The 19,392-nt window shown below is 55.3% G+C and carries 19 protein-coding genes; 7 read left to right on the plus strand and 12 right to left on the minus strand.

All coding sequences use genetic code 11. The annotated features are described in order from the left end of the window. The 4 genes from O3S68_RS20555 to O3S68_RS20570 are packed head-to-tail and all read left to right on the plus strand — an operon-like array spanning position 1 to position 3,295. Positions 1 to 981 carry a sulfite exporter TauE/SafE family protein gene (locus O3S68_RS20555; protein ID WP_269232363.1) on the plus strand — a complete coding sequence of 327 codons (981 nt, stop codon included), beginning with the start codon at positions 1 to 3 and terminating at the stop codon, positions 979 to 981. Then, the gene (locus O3S68_RS20560) at positions 978 to 1,871 is read left to right on the plus strand and encodes a DMT family transporter (RefSeq protein ID WP_233500388.1); all 894 of its coding nucleotides are present in this window, start codon (positions 978 to 980) and stop codon (positions 1,869 to 1,871) included. The genes O3S68_RS20555 and O3S68_RS20560 overlap by 4 nt, the downstream gene beginning before the upstream one ends. A 1-nt stretch (position 1,872) precedes the next feature. Beyond that, positions 1,873 to 2,583: a methyltransferase domain-containing protein gene (locus O3S68_RS20565; protein WP_269232364.1), complete on the plus strand. Its 711-nt coding sequence runs from the start codon at positions 1,873 to 1,875 to the stop codon at positions 2,581 to 2,583. Beyond that, positions 2,561 to 3,295, plus strand: a complete 735-nt coding sequence (locus O3S68_RS20570; protein WP_045511834.1) for a class I SAM-dependent methyltransferase — start codon at positions 2,561 to 2,563, stop codon at positions 3,293 to 3,295. Before O3S68_RS20565 ends, O3S68_RS20570 begins: the two co-directional genes overlap by 23 nt. Positions 3,296 to 3,331: 36 nt before the next feature. On the opposite strand, the gene fdhF is transcribed toward O3S68_RS20570, so the two are convergent. Then, positions 3,332 to 5,479 (minus strand): formate dehydrogenase subunit alpha, encoded by a 2,148-nt coding sequence (fdhF, locus tag O3S68_RS20575; protein ID WP_269232365.1) that lies wholly within the window; start codon positions 5,477 to 5,479, stop codon positions 3,332 to 3,334. 257 nt (positions 5,480 to 5,736) lie between these two features. Between fdhF and O3S68_RS20580 the strand changes: the two genes are divergently transcribed. Next, entirely contained in the window at positions 5,737 to 6,468 is a 732-nt protein-coding gene (locus O3S68_RS20580) for a response regulator (RefSeq protein ID WP_020456173.1), read from the plus strand. 3 nt (positions 6,469 to 6,471) lie between these two features. On the opposite strand, the gene O3S68_RS20585 is transcribed toward O3S68_RS20580, so the two are convergent. From O3S68_RS20585 to O3S68_RS20610, 6 genes are read right to left on the minus strand one after another with little or no spacing between them, the layout of a single operon-like run. Next, a complete protein-coding gene (locus tag O3S68_RS20585; RefSeq protein WP_269232438.1) occupies positions 6,472 to 7,464 on the minus strand; it encodes a carbohydrate kinase family protein in 993 nt (330 codons plus the stop codon). After that, entirely contained in the window at positions 7,464 to 8,324 is an 861-nt protein-coding gene (locus tag O3S68_RS20590) for a ketose 1,6-bisphosphate aldolase (RefSeq protein WP_269232366.1), read from the minus strand. The genes O3S68_RS20585 and O3S68_RS20590 overlap by 1 nt, the downstream gene beginning before the upstream one ends. An 11-nt stretch (positions 8,325 to 8,335) precedes the next feature. Continuing rightward, entirely contained in the window at positions 8,336 to 9,022 is a 687-nt protein-coding gene (locus O3S68_RS20595; RefSeq protein ID WP_045511839.1) for a D-lyxose/D-mannose isomerase, read from the minus strand. 51 nt (positions 9,023 to 9,073) lie between these two features. Then, on the minus strand, positions 9,074 to 10,015 hold the full coding sequence (locus tag O3S68_RS20600; protein ID WP_017459503.1) for an ABC transporter substrate-binding protein: 942 nt from the start codon (positions 10,013 to 10,015) through the stop codon (positions 9,074 to 9,076). A 40-nt stretch (positions 10,016 to 10,055) separates the two neighbouring features. Next, positions 10,056 to 11,057, minus strand: a complete 1,002-nt coding sequence (locus O3S68_RS20605; RefSeq protein ID WP_160271328.1) for an ABC transporter permease subunit — start codon at positions 11,055 to 11,057, stop codon at positions 10,056 to 10,058. Beyond that, entirely contained in the window at positions 11,050 to 12,573 is a 1,524-nt protein-coding gene (locus O3S68_RS20610; protein ID WP_269232367.1) for a sugar ABC transporter ATP-binding protein, read from the minus strand. The genes O3S68_RS20605 and O3S68_RS20610 overlap by 8 nt, the downstream gene beginning before the upstream one ends. 124 nt (positions 12,574 to 12,697) lie before the next feature. On the opposite strand from O3S68_RS20610, the gene O3S68_RS20615 reads away from it, so the two are divergent. Beyond that, positions 12,698 to 15,262 (plus strand): ATP-binding protein, encoded by a 2,565-nt coding sequence (locus tag O3S68_RS20615; RefSeq protein WP_269232368.1) that lies wholly within the window; start codon positions 12,698 to 12,700, stop codon positions 15,260 to 15,262. Between the two features lie 80 nt (positions 15,263 to 15,342). After that, a complete protein-coding gene (yjdP, locus tag O3S68_RS20620) occupies positions 15,343 to 15,654 on the plus strand; it encodes a DDRRRQL repeat protein YjdP (protein WP_020456180.1) in 312 nt (103 codons plus the stop codon). A 5-nt stretch (positions 15,655 to 15,659) separates the two neighbouring features. On the opposite strand, the gene O3S68_RS20625 is transcribed toward yjdP, so the two are convergent. The 5 genes from O3S68_RS20625 to phnL form a co-directional block, all read right to left on the minus strand. Beyond that, positions 15,660 to 15,995 (minus strand): low molecular weight protein tyrosine phosphatase family protein, encoded by a 336-nt coding sequence (locus O3S68_RS20625; RefSeq protein ID WP_020456181.1) that lies wholly within the window; start codon positions 15,993 to 15,995, stop codon positions 15,660 to 15,662. A 207-nt stretch (positions 15,996 to 16,202) separates the two neighbouring features. Beyond that, positions 16,203 to 16,961, minus strand: a complete 759-nt coding sequence (phnP, locus tag O3S68_RS20630) for a phosphonate metabolism protein PhnP (RefSeq protein ID WP_269232369.1) — start codon at positions 16,959 to 16,961, stop codon at positions 16,203 to 16,205. Positions 16,962 to 17,021: 60 nt separating this feature from the next. Continuing rightward, entirely contained in the window at positions 17,022 to 17,573 is a 552-nt protein-coding gene (phnN, locus tag O3S68_RS20635; protein WP_161796285.1) for a ribose 1,5-bisphosphokinase, read from the minus strand. Next, entirely contained in the window at positions 17,570 to 18,706 is a 1,137-nt protein-coding gene (phnM, locus tag O3S68_RS20640; protein ID WP_097406589.1) for an alpha-D-ribose 1-methylphosphonate 5-triphosphate diphosphatase, read from the minus strand. Before phnM ends, phnN begins: the two co-directional genes overlap by 4 nt. Beyond that, a complete protein-coding gene (gene phnL / locus O3S68_RS20645; RefSeq protein WP_045511853.1) occupies positions 18,703 to 19,389 on the minus strand; it encodes a phosphonate C-P lyase system protein PhnL in 687 nt (228 codons plus the stop codon). Before phnL ends, phnM begins: the two co-directional genes overlap by 4 nt. Positions 19,390 to 19,392 lie beyond the last annotated feature (3 nt).

Here is a 19,392-nt window from a genome sequence, read left to right on the forward strand (position 1 = left end):
ATGTTCTTACAACGACCTCTATATAAGGACTCCCTCCTCTTTTTCAGATTTTTTGCTTTAATTTTATGGCTTTTATTGACGGTTTATATTACTGGCTTTGTTAGTATTGCTGAGAATTATATTTTAAGTCTCGCCATGATGGTCGGCGCATTTGTCGGCAGTGCCACACCGGTCGGCGGTGGTGTGGTGGCGTTTCCGGTACTGACATTTATCAAGCAGATCCCCGCGAAAGAGGCCGCTGTTTTTTGCCTTGCTATGCAATCGTTTGGCATGACGGCGTCTTCTTTAGCGATAGTTACCCGGAAGATACCGGTGGATAAATTTCTGATAACCTGGTGTGTAATAACCAGCTTTTTGGGCTATCTGCTGGCGTTATTTTATATTCCCAATCCCTTTTCATCCGCAGGCTTAAAAGTTTTTTTCTCCTCATTCTGGCTTGCTTTTGGCGCAGCGATTTTTGTCGTCCGAAGGAAAAAAACCATTTCGCAGACTGTTGGAATTACCCACGCGAGAGGCTGGCGATTACTGCTATTTATCGCTATTTGCTTTGCGGGGGGGATTGTAACGTCATGGATTGGTAATGGCATCGATGTGGTCTTTTTTTGTGTTTTGATTTTAATGTTCTCCCGCACCGAATCTGTGGCAACACCTTCTGCGGTTATTGTGATGGCATTGATATCCATCTTTGCGACAGCGTTAAATATCAGTGCCGGTAATGTGAATATGCAGACGTTAAAATATCTTAGTGCAACGATTCCGGTGGTCATTATTTTTGCACCTTTAGGTATTCTTTTTTCTGTTCGGCATGGAGATGCATTTATCCGAAAACTTCTGCTGGCGCTGGTTATTATTCAGTATCTGTTTACCGCTGCTGCTTTTTTCAGGCAGCTGGATTATGTCTTTCTCTCCATGCTCGTTATTGCTCTTTCATCCGTTTTATTGTTTGCCATTGGCTATATTGATAAAAGGAAAGCGGTGTGACCACGAGAAATATGAACTTTCTGATAAAAGTCGTTATTGCGACCCTCTGTATGGGGTCTTCTTTTCCAACCGGGAAATACTTAATCTCTTATGAAAACATGCCGCCATTTTTAATGGGCGGTTGGCGGTTTATGGCGGCCGGGCTTTTTATGCTATTAATTCCCATCTTTACCCGTGGCATTCAGGCTATCATCCCGACCAGTGAAGGTTCTGTCGCGAAGGGGCTGCTTTTAACTGCGGTCGTCGGTGCGTTGCAAACGACAGGGACAATGGGTTTTCTCAATCTGGCGCTGGAGAGCGTTACCTCATCCATGTCTTCTATTATTCTTTTTACCAATCCTCTGTGGCTTGCGATATTGGCGCATTATTTACTGCACGATAAATTAAACAAGCGAAAAATTATCTCACTGGTCATCGGTGTTGCGGGTGTCATTGTTTGCCTGGGGCTTGAGAGCGTTAAAGGCGGAACCGGTTTATTTTATGCGTTTTTAGGATCGATATGCTGGGCGGTATGCACGGTCGTGAGTAAGCGATTTGTTTTTGATAAAGATAGCTGGGTATTTACCGGCTGGCAGCTTTTTCTCGGCGCGCTGTTTATGTTGATCATCGCCTGGATAAGACATGAAAAATATGACATCGGCGATTTACAAACCTGGGGCTGGGTGTGGTTTATTTGGCTTATTTTACCGGCCAGCGTTGGCTCGTTCGGTTTATGGTTTTCAGCACTACGGCAGGGTGGCGCAACCCTTGCCAGCGGTTTTCTGTTTCTGGTTCCTCTCTTTTCAACGATCTTTTCTATTTTCACCTTGCATGATGGTCTCTCCATCCAACTTATTATCGGCGGATGCCTGATTGTCCTTTCACTCTTTCTTCTTAATCGGGAGTATTAACATGGAAGTGGGTAACAGTATTTCGATATCAACCGGAAAACAATGGTCTTTTGATAACGATGTCGCCAGCCATTTTGATGAACATGTGCAAATGTCGGTGCCAGTTTATCAGGAGGGCCATGAGCTTATTGGTTTTTTAAGCGATTTCTTTATTAAAGAAGGTTCCGTGTTTTATGAAATCGGCTGCTCCACCGGCGCACTGATTCATAAAATCTATACCCGTCATAGTCAAAAAACAGCGACACGGTTTATTGGCGTTGAGCCGGTGCAGAATATGATCGTGCAGGCAAAAAAAAGAACCGGTAGTTTACCCATTGAATATGTGCATGACACCATTGAAAATATCGATATGGAAGCGTGCGACTTTATCGCCTCTTATTACTGCTTGCAATTTATTCCCTTGACTAAGCGCATAATAGCGTATGAAAAATTATACGACGCATTAATTCCTGGAGGCGCGCTGATTATTTTTGAAAAAGAGGTTATTGACGATTCAAAAATAAATGAAATGATAGAGTCTTGCTATCTAAAATTTAAGCTATCACGAGGCTTTTCGATTGATGAGATTATCGCTAAGAAATTTAGCCTCGAAGGAGTGATGCGGCCTTGCACCGAGCGGGAAAATAGAAAAATCCTTGCGGAAGTCGGGTTTAAACAAATTGCCACGATCATGAAATACGGTGAATTCCATGGATATCTTTGCATCAAATAAGCGCAGCCAGCAAAATAAAAATAAATGGGAAGAGTTACATAAAAAATCGGCGGATCAAAGTGTGCGCACCACACCCAGTTACGCAATAAGACGAATTTACGAAAGTCTGGAATATATACAAACTGACTCGACTACCGTCAATACGCTTGAAATTGGCTGTGGATTTGGCCGCAATCTTCATTACCTGATTACACATGGTTTTTCTGATAATTATGTTGGTATTGATCAGACCGATGTCGCAATTAATAAAACAGCCGAGTTGCTAAGCGATTATCAACAAAAAGGTATTGTACAACTTATCAAGGCCAACGCGGCGGGGGATTTACCCTTTCCGAATGCTCATTTTGATTGCATTTTCGATATTATGTCCGCCATCACCTTTATTCCCGATGAAGCGGTACGAGTCGCTTATTTCAGCAACGTAGTCAGGTTGCTGAAACCGGGCGGTGCTTATTTTTTCCTCGCAGTCAGTAACCAGGCGGTAGTTAACGATAAAGTCGTCGATGTAACGCTGGATGAGCCGGGCTTGTTTAAACGTAAGTTCGACAACATGATTGAAAAAGCCTATTCGGCGGATGAGCTGAAACGCTATCTGGCGGGGTTGTCTGTTTGCTGTCTGGATGTGGTTTCCGAGCATACTCGCGCTTTCGGCGATGAAAAGTTCGAACGCGAAAATGGCTTCTGGTTTGGCTGTTTTACCAAAGAGATCTGAAAAAATGCGGGGTGATGAACACCCCGCATTAACCGCTTAACCCATTGCGCTTTCGCGCAGGCGAGTCTTCAGTTTGTTGTACTCATCTATTACATACTGCTCGGCGGCGCGCTGATCGGCGATCGGCTCCACGCGCACGGCGCAGTATTTGTACTCCGGCGTTTTGGTAATCGGGCTTAAGTTCTCCGTCACCAGCTCGTTACAGGCACCAATCCACCACTGGTAGGTCATATATACCGCGCCTTTATTCGGACGCTCGCTGACCTGCGCACGCGTAATGATTTTGCCTTTGCGCGAGTTCACCCACACCAGCGCTTCATCTTCAATGCCAAGCCTTGCAGCGTCGGCCGTGTTGATTTGCGCATAACCCGGTTCATCCGCCAGCGCGGCGAGCGCGGCGCAGTTACCGGTCATTGAACGGCAGGAGTAGTGACCCACTTCACGCACGGTGGAAAGCACCATTGGATACTCTTCGTTGAGTTTATCCATTGGCGCGACCCAGTCGCAGGTGAAGAACTTCGCCAGCCCATTCGGCGTGTCGAATTTTTCTTTGAACAGATACGACGTGCCTTGATCGGTATCCGACGTGTCACGACACGGCCACTGAATGTAGCCCAGCTCCCCCATTTTTTCGTAGGTGGCGCCGTAGAAGTCCGGGCAGAGATGACGCAATTCATCCCAGATTTCCTGCGTGTTGTTGTAATGCATCGGATAGCCCATCCGGGTGGCAATCTCGCTGATGATTTGCCAGTCCGTTTTCAGATCCCACTTCGGTTCCACCGCTTTAAAGAAGCGCTGGAAGCCGCGATCCGCTGCGGTATACACACCTTCGTGCTCACCCCAGGAGGTCGACGGCAGGATGACGTCCGCCGCGGCTGCGGTTTTGGTCATGAAAATGTCCTGCACAATCACCAGTTCCAGCCCTTCAAACGCCTTACGTACCGCTGAAAGCTCGGCATCGGTCTGAAGCGGATCTTCGCCCATGATGTAGGCGGCGCGGACTTCGCCATGCTCAACGCGGTGCGGCAGTTCGCTGATGCGATAACCGGTATGCGCAGGCAGGCTTTCAACGCCCCAGGCTTTGGCGAATTTCTCGCGGTGCGCCTCCTCTTTCACGTACTGGTAACCCGGGTAGGTATCCGGTAACGCGCCCATATCGCAGGCACCCTGTACGTTGTTCTGACCACGCACCGGGTTCACCCCAACGTGCGCTTTGCCGAGGTTGCCCGTCAGCATCGCGAGGCTGGTCAGCGAACGCACGGTTTCCACCCCCTGGTAGAACTGGGTCACGCCCATGCCCCACAGAATGGCGGCGGTTTTCGCACCGGCATACATACGGGCGGCCTGGCGGATCTCCTGCGCAGTGACGCCGGTGATCTCCTCGACCGATTCCGGCGTATAGCCTTCAACGATTTTCCGGTACTCTTCAAACCCTTCGGTACGATTGGCGACAAACGCTTCGTCGTACAGCTTTTCCTCAATAATGACATGCCCCATTGCGTTGAGCAGGGCGATGTTCGACCCGTTTTTCAATGCAACGTGCATATCAGCAATGCGCGCGGTTTCGATTTTGCGCGGATCGCAGACGATGATTTTCGCCCCGTTTTGTTTCGCGCGAATCACATGATTAGCGACGATCGGGTGAGAATCCGCCGGGTTGTAACCAAAGATAAACACTAAATCTGTGTTATCAATTTCATTAATGGCATTACTCATCGCGCCATTACCGACCGACTGGTGCAGACCTGCAACCGATGGGCCGTGTCAGACGCGAGCGCAGCAGTCGACGTTATTGGTACCAATAACGGCGCGCGCGAATTTTTGCATTATGTAGTTGGTTTCATTACCCGTACCGCGGGAAGAGCCGGTGGTCTGGATTGCATCCGGACCGTAGTTCTCTTTGATGGCGCTCAGACGACCGGCGACATAATCGAGCGCTTCATCCCAGGATACCGACTCCAGTTTGCCGCCGCGCTGGCGACGGATCATCGGGGTTTTCAGGCGAGGTGTCAGAATCTGGGTATCGTTAATAAAATCCCAGCCGTAATAACCCTTCAGGCAGAGCGTGCCCTGATTGGTCTTGCCCTGCGCAGCCTCCGCCCGAACGATTTTGCCGTTATCGACCACCAGGTGAATCTTGCAACCTGAGGCGCAATACGGGCAAACCGTGACGACTTTTTTCATCACTTTCGCTCCAGTTAAGAATATCGCCCCCGATTATGCATCTTCTATGCCACAGTGTTGCTGGGGGTATTCACTGATATTACGGCGGATATTTGGTCAAAATACTGACGAAACGCAGGTCATCGTCAAAAGTGACGTGTCGAAAGGCGAGGTGGATGTGACCCCGGTTAAAAATCCGGCATTTAGTCGCTGCATTTATCAATCGCAGCCAACAGAATGAGCCAGAATGAGCAAATAAAGCCTGGCGGAAGCGGATAATGAAACCTGCGATTCTGGTTGTGGATGACGATACGGCGGTGTGTTCACTGCTGGAAGATGTGCTCAACGAGCACGTCTTTACGGTCTACGCCTGCCATAACGGGCGTGATGCGGTAAACCTTTGTGCGCAGCATGCGGATATCGCGCTGGTGCTGTTGGATATGATGTTGCCGGATATCAACGGCTTGCAGGTATTACAGCAGTTGCAAAAACTGCGTCCGTCGCTGCCGGTGGTGATGCTGACCGGGCTGGGCAGCGAATCGGATGTGGTGGTCGGCCTGGAAATGGGCGCCGATGACTACATTGGCAAACCTTTTAACGCGCGTGTGCTGGTCGCGCGCGTTAAAGCGGTATTACGGCGTACCGGCGTGCTGGCGGCGGAAGCCACCGCGATAAAAACGCCGGGGTTTGTCTTTAACGGCTGGCATCTCGATCCTGAGCGCTGTGAGCTGTTTAACCCGCAGCAGCAGAGCGTGGCGTTGACGCAAGGGGAGTACAGCTTATTGCTGGCGCTGGTGCAAAACGCGCGTCGGGTACTGAATCGCGAACAGTTGCTGGAGCTGACGCACAGCGAAAGCGTCGATGTGTTTGATCGCACCATTGACGTGTTGATTATGCGCCTGCGCCGCAAAATCGAAACCAATCCTCACCAACCCGCGTTGATCAAAACCTTGCGCGGGCTTGGTTACGTGTTTGCCGCAGACGTTTCTCACGGTGATAAAGCCGCCTGAGCCTCAACACTCTTGTAATAACTCGTCCAGCGTTTTCGCGCCGTCAATGGCGTTGGCGCACAGCAGGCTGGCGCGGGCGCAGGCATGCGCCAGCAAAATGCTTTTTTGCAGCGGCCAGCTTTCGTGGCAACCATATAAAAAACCGGCGCAAAAGGCGTCTCCCGCCCCCACGCTGCCAATAATTTCGGCCTGGCTCAGCATCCGCGAAGGTACCCAGTTGCCCGCTTCGCCGGGTGCTTCACCCCAGGCACCTTCCGGGCAGTGGATCACCACCCGCTGTTTTACGCCCGCCGCCAGCAGTTTTGCTGCGGCGAGAGCGATATTGTCGATATGCGGCCCGTCGTCGGCTGTGCGCATTGCCAGTCCGCTGAACTCGCCCGCTTCCAGTTCGTTGATCACCAGATAATCGAGATGCGGCAAGCAGGGCAGCACCAGCGGTTGATAGCGCGGATCGCCTTTACGCGACACTAAATCGAGCGAGGTTTCAAAGCCCTGTTCGCGCATTTGCGCCAGCAGGCGTGCGCTGCGGGTGCCAAATTCCTCATCGGGTTTATCCAGGCTGTCGAGCAGCAGTAAATAACCGAGATGGAAAATCTTCATGCTGCCATCCAGCCCGTCAAAGGCGGGCAGATCCAGCAGACGATTGGCTCCCGGCGAGTGGAAAAAGGTGCGCTGCCCGGAAGGATCGGTCATCACCTGCGACATGGACGTCGGTGCCGACGTGGTGCGCTGTACATGCTGGCGGTTGACGTGGTACTGCTCCAGCATCGCCAGAATATAATCGCCGTCGCTGTCTTCGCCCACCAGCCCGACCGCCTGTAGCGGCAGGCCAACGTGCATTTTCGCCAGCGTCAGCAGGACATTCAGCGGCGCACCGCCGGTGGAGCGCTCGCTGTGGGTGATTTCCGCCAGCCAGCCGCGCTCCGGCCACTGCACAATCTGGTGGACATGATCGACCAGCATATTTCCGGCGGCGATAACCCCTTTACGTTCCATCACAGTTGCCCCGCGCTGCCAAAGATGCGCATCTGCCCGGCGACGGTATCGGTAATGGCTTCTTCAACACTGAGCAATAGCTGCGCGAACTCATCATATAACGGCTGGCGGTTGCTCATGCGCTGCTCGATGGCGCCCAGCGCGGCTTGCGACATGCCGGTGTAGAAATTGATTTTATGAATGCCGAGCGAGATGGCGCGGCGGAAATCGTCATCGCTGATGCCGGAACCGCCGTGCAGCACCAGCGGCAGGCCGGTTTGCTGGCGAATGGCGTCCAGACGTTCGAAATCGAGTTTCGGCTCGCCTTTGTACTTGCCGTGCGCGTTACCAATGGCGACCGCCAGCGTATCGATGCCGGTGCGATCCACAAAATCCCGCGCCAGCGCCGGATCGGTGAAACAGGCTTCATCGGCGTGACCGTACAACGCACCGCCTTCATCGCCGCCCACCGCGCCCAGCTCGGCTTCAACGGACACGCCCACCGCATGGCACATCTTCACCACTTCCCGCGTCTGGCGAATATTCTCTTCGTACTCCAGCGTGGAGCCATCGAACATCACCGAACTAAAGCCGAGCCGCAGCGCGCGCACCACGGATTCAAAGTGCAGCCCGTGGTCGAGATTTAAGACCACCGGAATGTCACTGCAGGCGGCCTCGAATTTCACCGCTTCGACCAGCGAGTCCAGCGAGATGTACTTAAAATGCACTTCGGCGATGTTGATGATAAACGGCGAGCGCTCCTGTTTCGCGGCGGCGAACAAGGCGCGTAGAAAGTGGGAGTCGAGCACGTTGAACGCGCCCAGGGCGTAGTGATGTTCGCGGGCGTGGGTCAGGCCTTCGGCAAGAGAAATCAGCGGCATAGCAAACTCCTTTAGCTCAGAAACAGATGATACTCGTTGCACAGCACCAGCAGCGCCGGTTCGTCTTCCAGAATGTTGTTGTAGCGATCCATGGCATTCAGGAAGTGGTTGTCATGCTCGTCATCGTTTACCGACGACACTTCCCCGACCAGCACATCGCCGAAGCCGGGTTCACCCCAGAAGCTGTGATACAGCCCCGGTGGCAGGCAAATACTTTCCCCTGGTGAGAGGCGCAGCTGGCTGCCCGCCGCGTGTGTCTGAATGCAGCCATCAATGACCACGGTAACGTCGGTGTTGAGCGTCTCGTCATTCGCTCCGGCGTTCCACAGTTCAATAATTAAATTACCGCCGCCGCGATTAATGATGTCCTCGCGCTTGCGCCAGTGAAAATGCATCGGTGTCACCTGTGCGTCGCGCACATGCATGATCTTTTCCGCATAACATTTTTCATAGGGCGCGCCGTTGGGCGAGCCGTTGCGCAGCGTAAACAGCGTCAGCCCCTGGGCGTAGAAATTCGAACTGCCGAAGGCGGTGACATCCCAGCCTAACTTCAGATCGAACACTTCGCGCCAGGCCTCTCTGTCCAGCTGTTGCCATTTGGTTGGCGGAAAACTGGCAAAAGGAGGCAGATGCACATCGTGCATCGAGAAGAACTGTCGTGTATGGCCGAGAATCTCATTAATGGCGGAGCGTTTCATGGTATCCCCTGTGTTGGCACTCCCTCTCCCTTGCGGGAGAGGGATAAACCGTTATTTCACCGTCCAGCCTTTGTAACTGCCGACATTCTGTTTATCGATCATGGTCACCGGTATCAGCACCGGCGCTTTCGGCGCGGGTTTGCCTTGCAGGATGTCATAACCAATTTCCACCGCGCGGGCGGCCATCACTTGGGGATCCTGCGCCGGGGTGGCGACAAACAGCGAGTTCTTACGTTTCAGCGCCTCTTCACCGTCCGGGCTGCCGTCGACGCCAACAATAAAGAACTCGTTGCGTTGCGCCTGTTTAGCAGCCAGATCGGCACCGATCGCCGTCGGATCGTTAATCGCAAACACGCCGTCGATTTTCGGGTTAGCGGCAAGCAGTGAGGTCATCACTTCCAGCCCGCCTTCACGGCTGCCTTTGGCGTTCTGGTTATCGGAAAGCACCTTGATGTCCGGGTGGCGTTTAAACTCGGTCTGGCAACCTTCGACACGGTTCTGTACGGCGGAAACCGGCGGCCCGTTGATGATCACCACATTGCCTTTGCCTTTCAGACGATCGGTGATGTATTTACACGCCATTTCACCCGCCTGGGTGTTATCGGAAGTGATGGTGGCGTCAGCGCCTTCCGCCGCCACGTCAACCGCCACGACGACGATCCCGGCGTCTTTTGCCCGTTTCACCGCCGGGCCGATGCCTTTGGAGTCTGCGGCGTTGAGGATGATCATGTCGACTTTGGCGGCGATAAAGTTGTCAATCTGCGCCACTTGCTGACCGAGATCGTAGCCGCTGGAAACCAGCGTCACTTTGACCTTATCGCCCGCCAGTTTGCGCGCTTCCAGCTCCGCCCCCTTGGTGATTTGCACGAAGAAGGGGTTGGCCAGATCGCCCACCGTCACGCCGATGGACTTCAGTTCTTTGGCCTGCGCGAACGGGGCGCTGGCCAGCAGAGCACCCGCGCAGAGCGCAGTGACAAGAGGTTTAAGACGCATGCTGTAATCCTCGCTTATGTTGCTGTTTTGTAGGGTATTGTTATGCTGCCTGATGATGTCGGGTACGGTATTTGTCGATCAGCACCGCTATGATGATCACCGCCCCTTTGATCACCAATTGCCAGAAGTAGGAGACGCCCATCAGCGTCATCCCATTGTTTAAGGTGGCGATAATCAGCGCCCCCACCAGCGTACCGGTGATGGTGCCAATGCCGCCGACAAAGCTGGTACCGCCGAGGATCACCGCCGCGATGGCGTCCAGCTCATAGCCCATGCCGAGGTTGCCGTTGGCGCTGTACAAGCGCGAGGCGCTCATCACCCCGCCAAGACCGGAAAGCAACCCACTCATGCCATAGACGAACAGCAACACCAGCCACACTTTGATGCCGGTCAGGCGTGCGGCCTGCATATTGCCGCCCACCGCGTAAATATGTACGCCAAGCGTGGTGCGGCGCAGGATAAACCAGCACACCACAATCACTGCCAGCGCGATCACCACCAGCCACGGCACCGGGCCAAGATAGTTATTGCCGATCCACTCAAAACTGATGTCGGAGTTAATCACTGTGGTGCCGTCAGCCAGCAGATAGGCCGCACCGCGCAGCGCGGTGTAAGTGCCGAGCGTGACGATAAACGGCGGCAACCCGGCGAACGCCACCAGCGCACCGTTAAACAGCCCCAGCACCAGGCCAAGCATCAGCGCCGCCGGCACCGACAGCATGGCGAGCTCCGGTATCAACGACACCACCATTGCTGCCACTGCTGTAGTACCAAGGATCGACCCGACAGACAGGTCGATGCCGCCGGTCAGAATGATGAAGGTCATCCCTGCTGCCAGCACGATGTTGATCGACGCCTGGCGGGTGATATTCAGTAAATTGCTTTCGGTAAAGAAGTTCGGCGCGATAAAGCCAAACACGGCGACGATGAGGATCAAAATCGGCAGAATGCCGACCGTTTGCATCAGATCGCCCATTAACATTTTTTTGGCGGAGGCCGATTTGGCGACCTCGGTGGCTGTATTTTCTTTGTAATCAGTCATGGTGTACCGCCGGATGTAGGGATTCGTTAACGCCGGTCGCCAGCGTCATGATGTTTTCCTGGGTGATGTCGCCGTTGAGTAACTCACCGGCAATCTCGCCTTCGCGCATCACATACACGCGATCGCTCATGCCGACCACTTCCGGTAACTCACTGGAGATCATCAGGATCGCCACGCCTTTGCGCGCCATCTGGTTCATGATCCGGTAGATCTCGCTTTTCGCGCCGACATCGACGCCGCGCGTTGGCTCGTCGAGGATCAAAATGCGGGGGCCAATCGCCACCCAGCGCGAGATCAGCAGTTTCTGTTGGTTGCCGCCGGAAAGCCCGCCCGCCCGTACTTGCGCGTGCGGTACGCGGATATTGAGCAGCTTGATGGCATCATCGGAGATCGACTGCGCTTTTTTGCGATCGAGCATTCCCCAGGCGGCGTCGCGCTCAAGCGTCGCCATGGTGATGTTCTCCTGCGCCGCCAGTTCGAGAAACAGCCCTTGCTCTTTGCGGTTTTCGGTCAAAAAACCGATGCCCAAATCAATGGCGGCGCGCGGGGAGTGGATCACCACCGGTTCGCCATCCACTTCGATCATGCCGCCGGTGGCTTTACGCACGCCGAAGATCAACTGCGCCAGTTCCGATCGCCCCGCACCAACCAGCCCGGCGAGACCGACGATCTCCCCGGCGCGGACATGCAAGCTAACCGGCTGGATCTTTTCGTTATCCGTCAGGTGGTGAATGCTCAGACGTGGGCTGCCGAGCGGAATATCGCGCTCTTTGTTAAACAGATCGCTGAGTGGTCGCCCGACCATCATGCGCACCAGCTCGGAGGCGTTCAGTTTGTCGCGGGTCAGGCTGCCGACGTATTGCCCGTCGCGCAGCACGCTGACGCGATCGGAAAGCTCATACACTTCCGCCATGCGGTGGCTGATGTAGATAATCGCCATGCCTTGATCGCGCAGGCGCAGGATCAGTTCAAACAGGCGGTGAGTTTCACGCGAGGAGAGGGCGGCGGTGGGTTCGTCCATTACCAGAATGCGGCTGTTGCGGTGCAATGCGCGGGCGATCTCCACCTGCTGTTGTTCGGCGATGGTTAACGTCATCACCCGGTCGGTGGCTTTGAAATTGGCGCCAAGGCGATCGATTACCGCCTGGGCTTGCGTAGCCATCTCTTTGCGCTGCACCAGTCCGCCACGGGCGATTTCGCTGCCGAGAAAGATGTTTTCGGCGACGGTAAGATTGGGCGCGAGCTGCATCTCCTGGTAAATCAAGGTGATGCCCGCCGCCAGCGCGTCTTTCGGGCCTTTGATACTGTAAGGCTGGCCGTCAATCAGGATCTCGCCGCTGGTGGCGCTGTACGCCCCGGCAAGAATTTTCATTAACGTGCTTTTCCCCGCGCCGTTTTCCCCCATTAGCGCGTGGATCTCGCCGGGCCAGACCGTCAGGTCCACCCCTTTGAGCGCGTAAAACTTGCCAAACGCTTTGGCAATGTTGCGCATCTCCAGAACGGGCGTTGTGCTCATGTCAGGCTCCTCGGAAGGACGATATCCGCACTTCATCACACGTTCGTAAATGCACAATGTCAGAAGCTGTTCATATTTGTCATAGTGACGCCCATACCCGCGTTGAGCCTCTTATGGAGCCACTATGCCGTATCGCGCGAATCCGTTCTTTTCCAGCGCCCGTGGGCGGTTGCTGTTTTTCAATGTGTTAGTGGTGGCCGTGACCTTAATGGTGTGTGGCGTGGCAGTGCTTGGCTTTCGCCATGCCAGCCAGATCCAGGAACAGGTGCAACAGCAGACGCTGGACGATATGACCGGCAGCATGAACCTGGCGCGCGATACCGCCAACGTTGCCACGGCGGCGGTGCGTTTATCGCAGGTGGTCGGCGCGCTGGAGTACAAAGGTGAAGCCGAGCGGCTGAAAGCAACGCAAAGTGCGCTACAACACTCGCTAAACCAGCTGGCGAACGCGCCGCTTGCGCAACTGGAGCCGCAACTGGTGGCGCAGATCACGCGGCGCAGCCATGAGTTGCAGCAAAGCGTCACCGAGATGCTGCAACGCGGACAGCGCCGCCACCTGGAGCGTAATGCGCTGCTCAGCTCGCTCTACCAGAGCCAAAGTTATTTGCGTCATTTACAGGAGATAAATACGCGGGAAGGGGGAAATATCCCCGACAGCCGCCTGCTGGAAGAGATGGACCGGCTCATCATCGCCGCTATTCAAACGCCTTCCCCGCGCCCGACCATCAAGCAACTGTCTGAAGTGATGGAGACATTACCGCTGCAAAGCGCCAGCCCAACGGTGGCGTTTATCCTGCCCGATTTCAGCGCCGAGTTGCGCAAACTGGAGCCGCTGTCGCTGCAACTGGAAGAGAGCGATCTGGCGATTAGCTGGTCGATGTTTCACATCAAAGCGCTGGTGGCGCTGCTCAACAGCGACATTAACCAGTATGTCTCGGAAGTGGCGAACGCCTCTGAGCTGCGCACCACCCAGAGCCACCAGGAGATGCGTTCCATCATTGCGTTTATCAGCGTTTTCGCCCTGCTGGCGCTGGTGATCACCGGCTTTGCCGGTTGGTATATCTACCGTAACCTGGGATCTAATTTAACTGCGATTTCGCGCGCGATGTCGCGGCTGGCGCACGGTGAAAAGGACGTTTCCGTACCGGGTTTGCAGCGGCGTGATGAGCTGGGCGAACTGGCGCGGGCGTTTAATGTCTTTGCGCGCAACACCGCCTCGCTGGAGCACACCTCAAAGCTACTGAAAGAGAAAAGTACGCAACTGGAAACCACGTTTCACGCCATGCGCGACGGCTTTGCCTTGTTTGATAACCAGGGCTGTCTGGTCGTGTGGAACCCGCAATATCCGCTGCTGCTGGGGTTAACTGCCGATGCGCTTCAGCGCGGCCAGCATTACCAGCGTTTGCTGCACCAGGTAAGTGATTTACCCAACCATGTGCAGGAGAATCTCGCCCGGGCGCTGCCAAAACCGCAAGAATTGCGGCTGGCGGATGACCGCACCATTGAGCTGCGCTTCAGCCCGGTGCCAGGGCGCGGGATGGTTAACGTGGTGCTGGACCGAACCGAACGTAAAGGGCTGGAAGCCGCATTGCTGCACAGCCAGAAGATGAAAGCGGTCGGGCAACTGACCGGTGGGCTGGCGCACGACTTTAACAACCTGCTGGCGGTGATCATCGGCAGCCTCGAACTGGTCGCGCCCGGTTCGCCGGATGCGCCACGTATTTCGCGGGCGCTGAAAGCCGCCGAGCGCGGGGCGTTGCTCACGCAGCGCCTGCTGGCGTTTTCACGTAAGCAGTCGCTGCATCCGCACGCGGTAGAGATGCAGCCGCTGCTGGAAAACCTCGGCGAGCTGATGCGCCATTCCCTGCCGGCGACATTGACGCTGGAGATTGAGGCACAGAACCCGGCGTGGCCCGCGTGGATCGATGTCGGACAACTGGAAAACGCCATCATCAACCTGGTGATGAACGCCCGCGATGCCATGGAAGGAGAGAGCGGCGTTATCAAAGTGCGCACCTGGAACCAGCGCGTGACCCGCAGCGACGGGCGCAAGCAGGATATGGTGGCGCTGGAAGTGGTGGATCACGGCTGCGGGATGTCGCAAGAGGTGAAAGCACAGGTATTTGAACCGTTCTTCACTACCAAGCAGACCGGCAGCGGCAGCGGGTTAGGGCTGTCGATGGTTTACGGTTTTGTCCGTCAGTCCGGCGGGCGGGTAGAGATCGAAAGCGCGCCAGGGCAGGGCACCACGGTGCGTTTGCAACTGCCACGCGCGGCGGTGCAGGTGGTCAATCATCCCGAACCCGATTTGGCGCAAACGCGTGATACCCGCGACACGCTGATTCTGGTGCTGGAAGATGAAGCGGATGTGCGCCAGACGCTGTGTGAACAGCTGCATGAGCTGGGGTATCTAACGCTGGAGGCCGAAAGCGGCGAGCAGGCGTTGCAACTACTGAGCGCATCGCCGGAGATTGGCGCACTGATTAGTGACCTGATGTTGCCCGGTACGTTAAGCGGGGCGGAAGTGATTAACCTTGCGCGTCAGCACTATCCGCAACTGCCGCTGTTGCTGATAAGCGGCCAGGATCTGCGTCCGGCGCATAACCCTGCGCTGCCGGATGTCGAGCTGTTGCGCAAACCGTTTACCCGCCTACAACTCGCCCAGGCGCTGCGGCGCATTGCGGCGTAGTGGATTTGAGATTCCTCCGCTACCCGGCGCACGTGTGGCTGAATTAACGTAAGCCTCGTCCCTATTTGAGGCTGGCCTTTATGAAACGTTACGCGAACGCGCTGGTGCTCGGCGCTCTCTTACTCAGTGGTCAGGTTGCCCACGCGGATGTGATTGATGATGCGATTGGTAATATCCAGCGGGCGATTGGCGAGGCGTATAACACAGATAGCCGCGATGACAGGCGCGATGACGACTACCAAAGCCGCGATCAGCGCAGGCAGTACGACGACCGTTATCAGCAGCTTGAGGATCGGCGTCGTCAACTGGATGACCGCCAGCGCCAGCTCGATCGCGAGCGACGCCAGCTGGAAGATGAGCAGCGCAGGCTGGAAGACGATGATTATCGCTAACGCGGCTACGCAGGGATGCGCAAACCTAAACGCGCCGGAACAACATCTTCCAGCAACGCGATCAGTTGCGGATCCATAAAGTGGTAATGGTCAGGAATATCCAGCACGTAAACCGGTTTATGCTGCACCAGGCGGCTGAAGTCTTCCAGAATCCGGCTCTTGTGATGTTCTTCCATGACGCAGATAACATCCGCCCAGGAGAGAATGGCGGGGGAGACGGTTTTTCTCGCCTGGCGCTGCGTGCCAGCGGAACGGGCATTTAGCCCCGGGTAGCGGCGAAAAACCTGCTCAGCCGTGGGGCTGCGCCACTGGTTTCGGCTACAAATAAAAAGCACATTCATGGCAAGCTCAATACTCTGTCAAAGCCGCGATGTGCTAATAACTGCCAGGTCACACGCGGGTAAGTAAGACCCCGTTGCGTTATGCGCAACAACTTTTTTTGCTTCGAGTCTGTACGCTTAATCCCTCAAACGACCTCTTTACAGGCTGCGTCTGCTTATTCCGCTTCCACCGGAAAAGATGCGACGAATATATCGGTATTATGCGGTCTAATCCAGCACAATCCGCATGCCATCATACCCTGCTTCAACCCCCGTCGGCAGCGGGTTTTTCATCATCCATTGATCAAAGACATGACTGATATGCGTTAGGATAACTCTTGGACAGCCAATCACCTCATTCAGGGCGATAACCGTGTTCAAATCGCTGTGATTTTTTGGCGTTTGCGCACGTGGTTCATAAGAACAATCTATCACCACCACTTGTGGATGATTATTGAGCAGAAACGTTAACGTCTTGTCCGGTAACCCGGCGGTATCAGACAGCCATGCCACCCGGCTGTGCGCCGATTCGAACAAATAGCCAAAGGTGAGTTTCGAATGGTTCAGCGGCAGTGGCGTCACCTGTAAACCTTGCAGGTCAAACACCACAAACGGTTCAACGGTATGGCTGAAATCAAGCAGGCCGGGGTGCTTAAACAGATCGTCGCAACCCTGTTCATCCGGTGGGCCATAGACCGGGATTTTCTCGCCCACGCCCCAGCGCAACGGAAACAGCCCTTGCACATGATCCATGTGATAGTGAGTAAGCAGGAACTGCTGAAAGTGACCGGCGGGAAAGGTATCCATCAGATCGGGGATACCGGCGTCGAGTAAGGTCACTGCGTCGTTAAACTTCACCACGGCGCTACAGGGTTTACGGCGATGGGTTTCATTCTGACGGGCACGGCGGCAGGCTGCGCAGTCGCAACCAAAAACCGGCACCAGTTGTGCGCCGCCGGTGCCGGTGAGGGTGATTGTCAGGCTCATAGCGCCTCGCTTTAACGGTTGAGTCAACGTAACCGGCGCAGCAACGCTACGCCGACATCATTACGCGCTTTTCCCTTGTTGCGCACGAATCAGCATGACCAGTCCTTCTACTGACTGTAGCAAACTGCCATCGTTATTCAGTGTCAGGCAATTGCCTGGCTGGTAACGCGCCGCGCGCTCCAGCCGCGCTTCAATCTCTGCGGGGCTCTCCCGCCCGCGTTTTTCCAGGCGTTGGCGCAAAATGCCGGGCGATACCTGCACGTACACCGGCATCAGCGTGTCGCCATATTGCGCTTGCGCCTGTTGCAGATGCCCGCGCGAACCGTTTACCACCACATCAAACCCGGCCTGTAGCCAGAGGTCTATCTCTGCGCCAATGCCGTAATAAAAGTCGTTGGCATGCCAGCTCAGCGTAAACAGATGCTGCTCAGCACGGGTGAAAAACTCTTTTTCACTCAACGCGATATGGTTTTCGCTCCCGGCGCTGGCCGGGCGGGTAATGTAACGGTGCGCGACCAGTAATTGCGGATGCTCTCGCTGGCGCAGCGCCGCCAGTAGCGAGTCTTTGCCCGCGCCGGACGGCCCCATTAACCAGATCAGTCTGCCCATCAGAACACCCTTTTCCCCTCGCGCCAGACATGATCAATGCGTACGTGGTCGCCTTTGTGGTGCGCCAGCACCAGATCCGCCCGCTTCCCTTCGGCGATCACGCCGCGATCGTTAAGATTCAGCGCCTGTGCCGGGTTTTTGGTTACCAGGTGAACCGCTTTCTCCAGGCTGAAATCATTCTCTTCATCGCTGGCTACGCGAAACACCGCATCCAGCAGGCTGGCGGGGTAGTAGTCGGACGACAAAATATCCAGCATGCCAAGTTGCGCCAGCTTATGTGCCGCCACGTTGCCGGAGTGGGAACCGCCGCGCACGATATTGGGCGCGCCCATCAGCACGCTTAATCCATGGTCTCGCGAGGCTTCCGCCGCCGTGAAAGTGGTCGGGAATTCAGCAATCACGCTACCGAGCTGGTGCGATTCGACAACATGCTCGCGCGTTGCGTCATCGTGGCTGGCTAGCGGCAGATTACGCGCATTGCATATCGCGGCGATGGCTAACCGGTTGGGCTGCGACCACTGTGCGGCGAGCGCCAGTTGCTCCTGCTCGAACTGATCCATCTGCTCATCGGTGAGGTGATATTTACCCTGATAATATTCACGATACTTCTCATAGCTGGCGTACTGGCGCTGTCCTGGCGAATGATCCATCAACGACACCAGCGCGACCGGCTCGCGGCCAACCAGTTTTTCAAACAGCGGCAGAGTGGTGTGATGCGGCAGTTCGCAGCGCAGATGCAGGCGGTGCTCGGCGCGGTTCAACCCGCGCTTTTGCGAATCTTCCACGGCGTTGATCATCTTTTCCAGATTCTCCAGCCGGTCGCCGCCGTCGCGCACATCACCAATCGCTACCGCGTCCAGCACCGTTGTTATCCCGCTGGCGACCATCAGCGCGTCGTGACTGCTCATCGCGGAATGGGCGGGCCAGTCCACTTTCGGCCGCGGGGTGAAGAACTTATCCAGGTTATCCGTATGCAGTTCAATAAGCCCAGGCATCAGCCAGCCGCCGTCGCCATCATGCGCGCCGGGCTGGCGGCTTTGGGTTTCGGCAAAAGCACGAATTACGCCGTCACGAACTTCCAGCGAGCCGCTGATCACCTCATCTTCGAGGATCAGTTTTACATTGTTGATTATCATGCGGAGATCCCCATCGGGTAGAGGCGGTCGGCGACATGTTCGCGCACGGCGCCATCGTGAAAGATGCCGACAATCGCTGCGCCGCGCGCTTTCGCCTGCGCGATCAGTTCAACGACAGCGGCGCTGTTTTTCTCATCCAGCGAAGCGGTAGGTTCATCGAGCAGCAAAATCGGGTAGTCGACAATAAACCCGCGTGCGATATTAACGCGCTGCTGTTCACCGCCGGAAAAGGTGGCGGGAGCGAGATGCCACAAGCGTTCCGGCACATTCAGCCGGGTGAGCAGTTCACCCGCTTTTTGTGCGCACTGTTCGCGGACAATGCCCTGTTCCAGCAGCGGTTGCATTACCACATCCAGCGCGCTAACGCGGGGAATAACGCGTAAAAACTGGCTCACCCAGCCAATGGTGTGACGGCGCACTTCCAGCACTTTACGCGCCGGAGCCTGCACCAGATCCACCCATTCATCGCCGTGTTTGACATGAATATGTCCGGCGTCGGGCAGGTAGTTGGCGTACAGCGAACGCAGCAGGGTCGATTTCCCGCTGCCGGAATGGCCATGCAGCACCACACATTCACCGGCCCCGACACTGAGCGATGTTTCGCGCAGCACCGGCAGGCGCACGCCGTTTTGGTGATGCAGAACGAAGGTCTTGCTGACATTTTCCACACGCAAAACAGTCATCAT

The organism is Kosakonia sp. SOY2 (genome assembly GCF_027109175.1).
In the GTDB taxonomy this organism is placed as follows: Bacteria; Pseudomonadota; Gammaproteobacteria; order Enterobacterales; family Enterobacteriaceae; genus Kosakonia.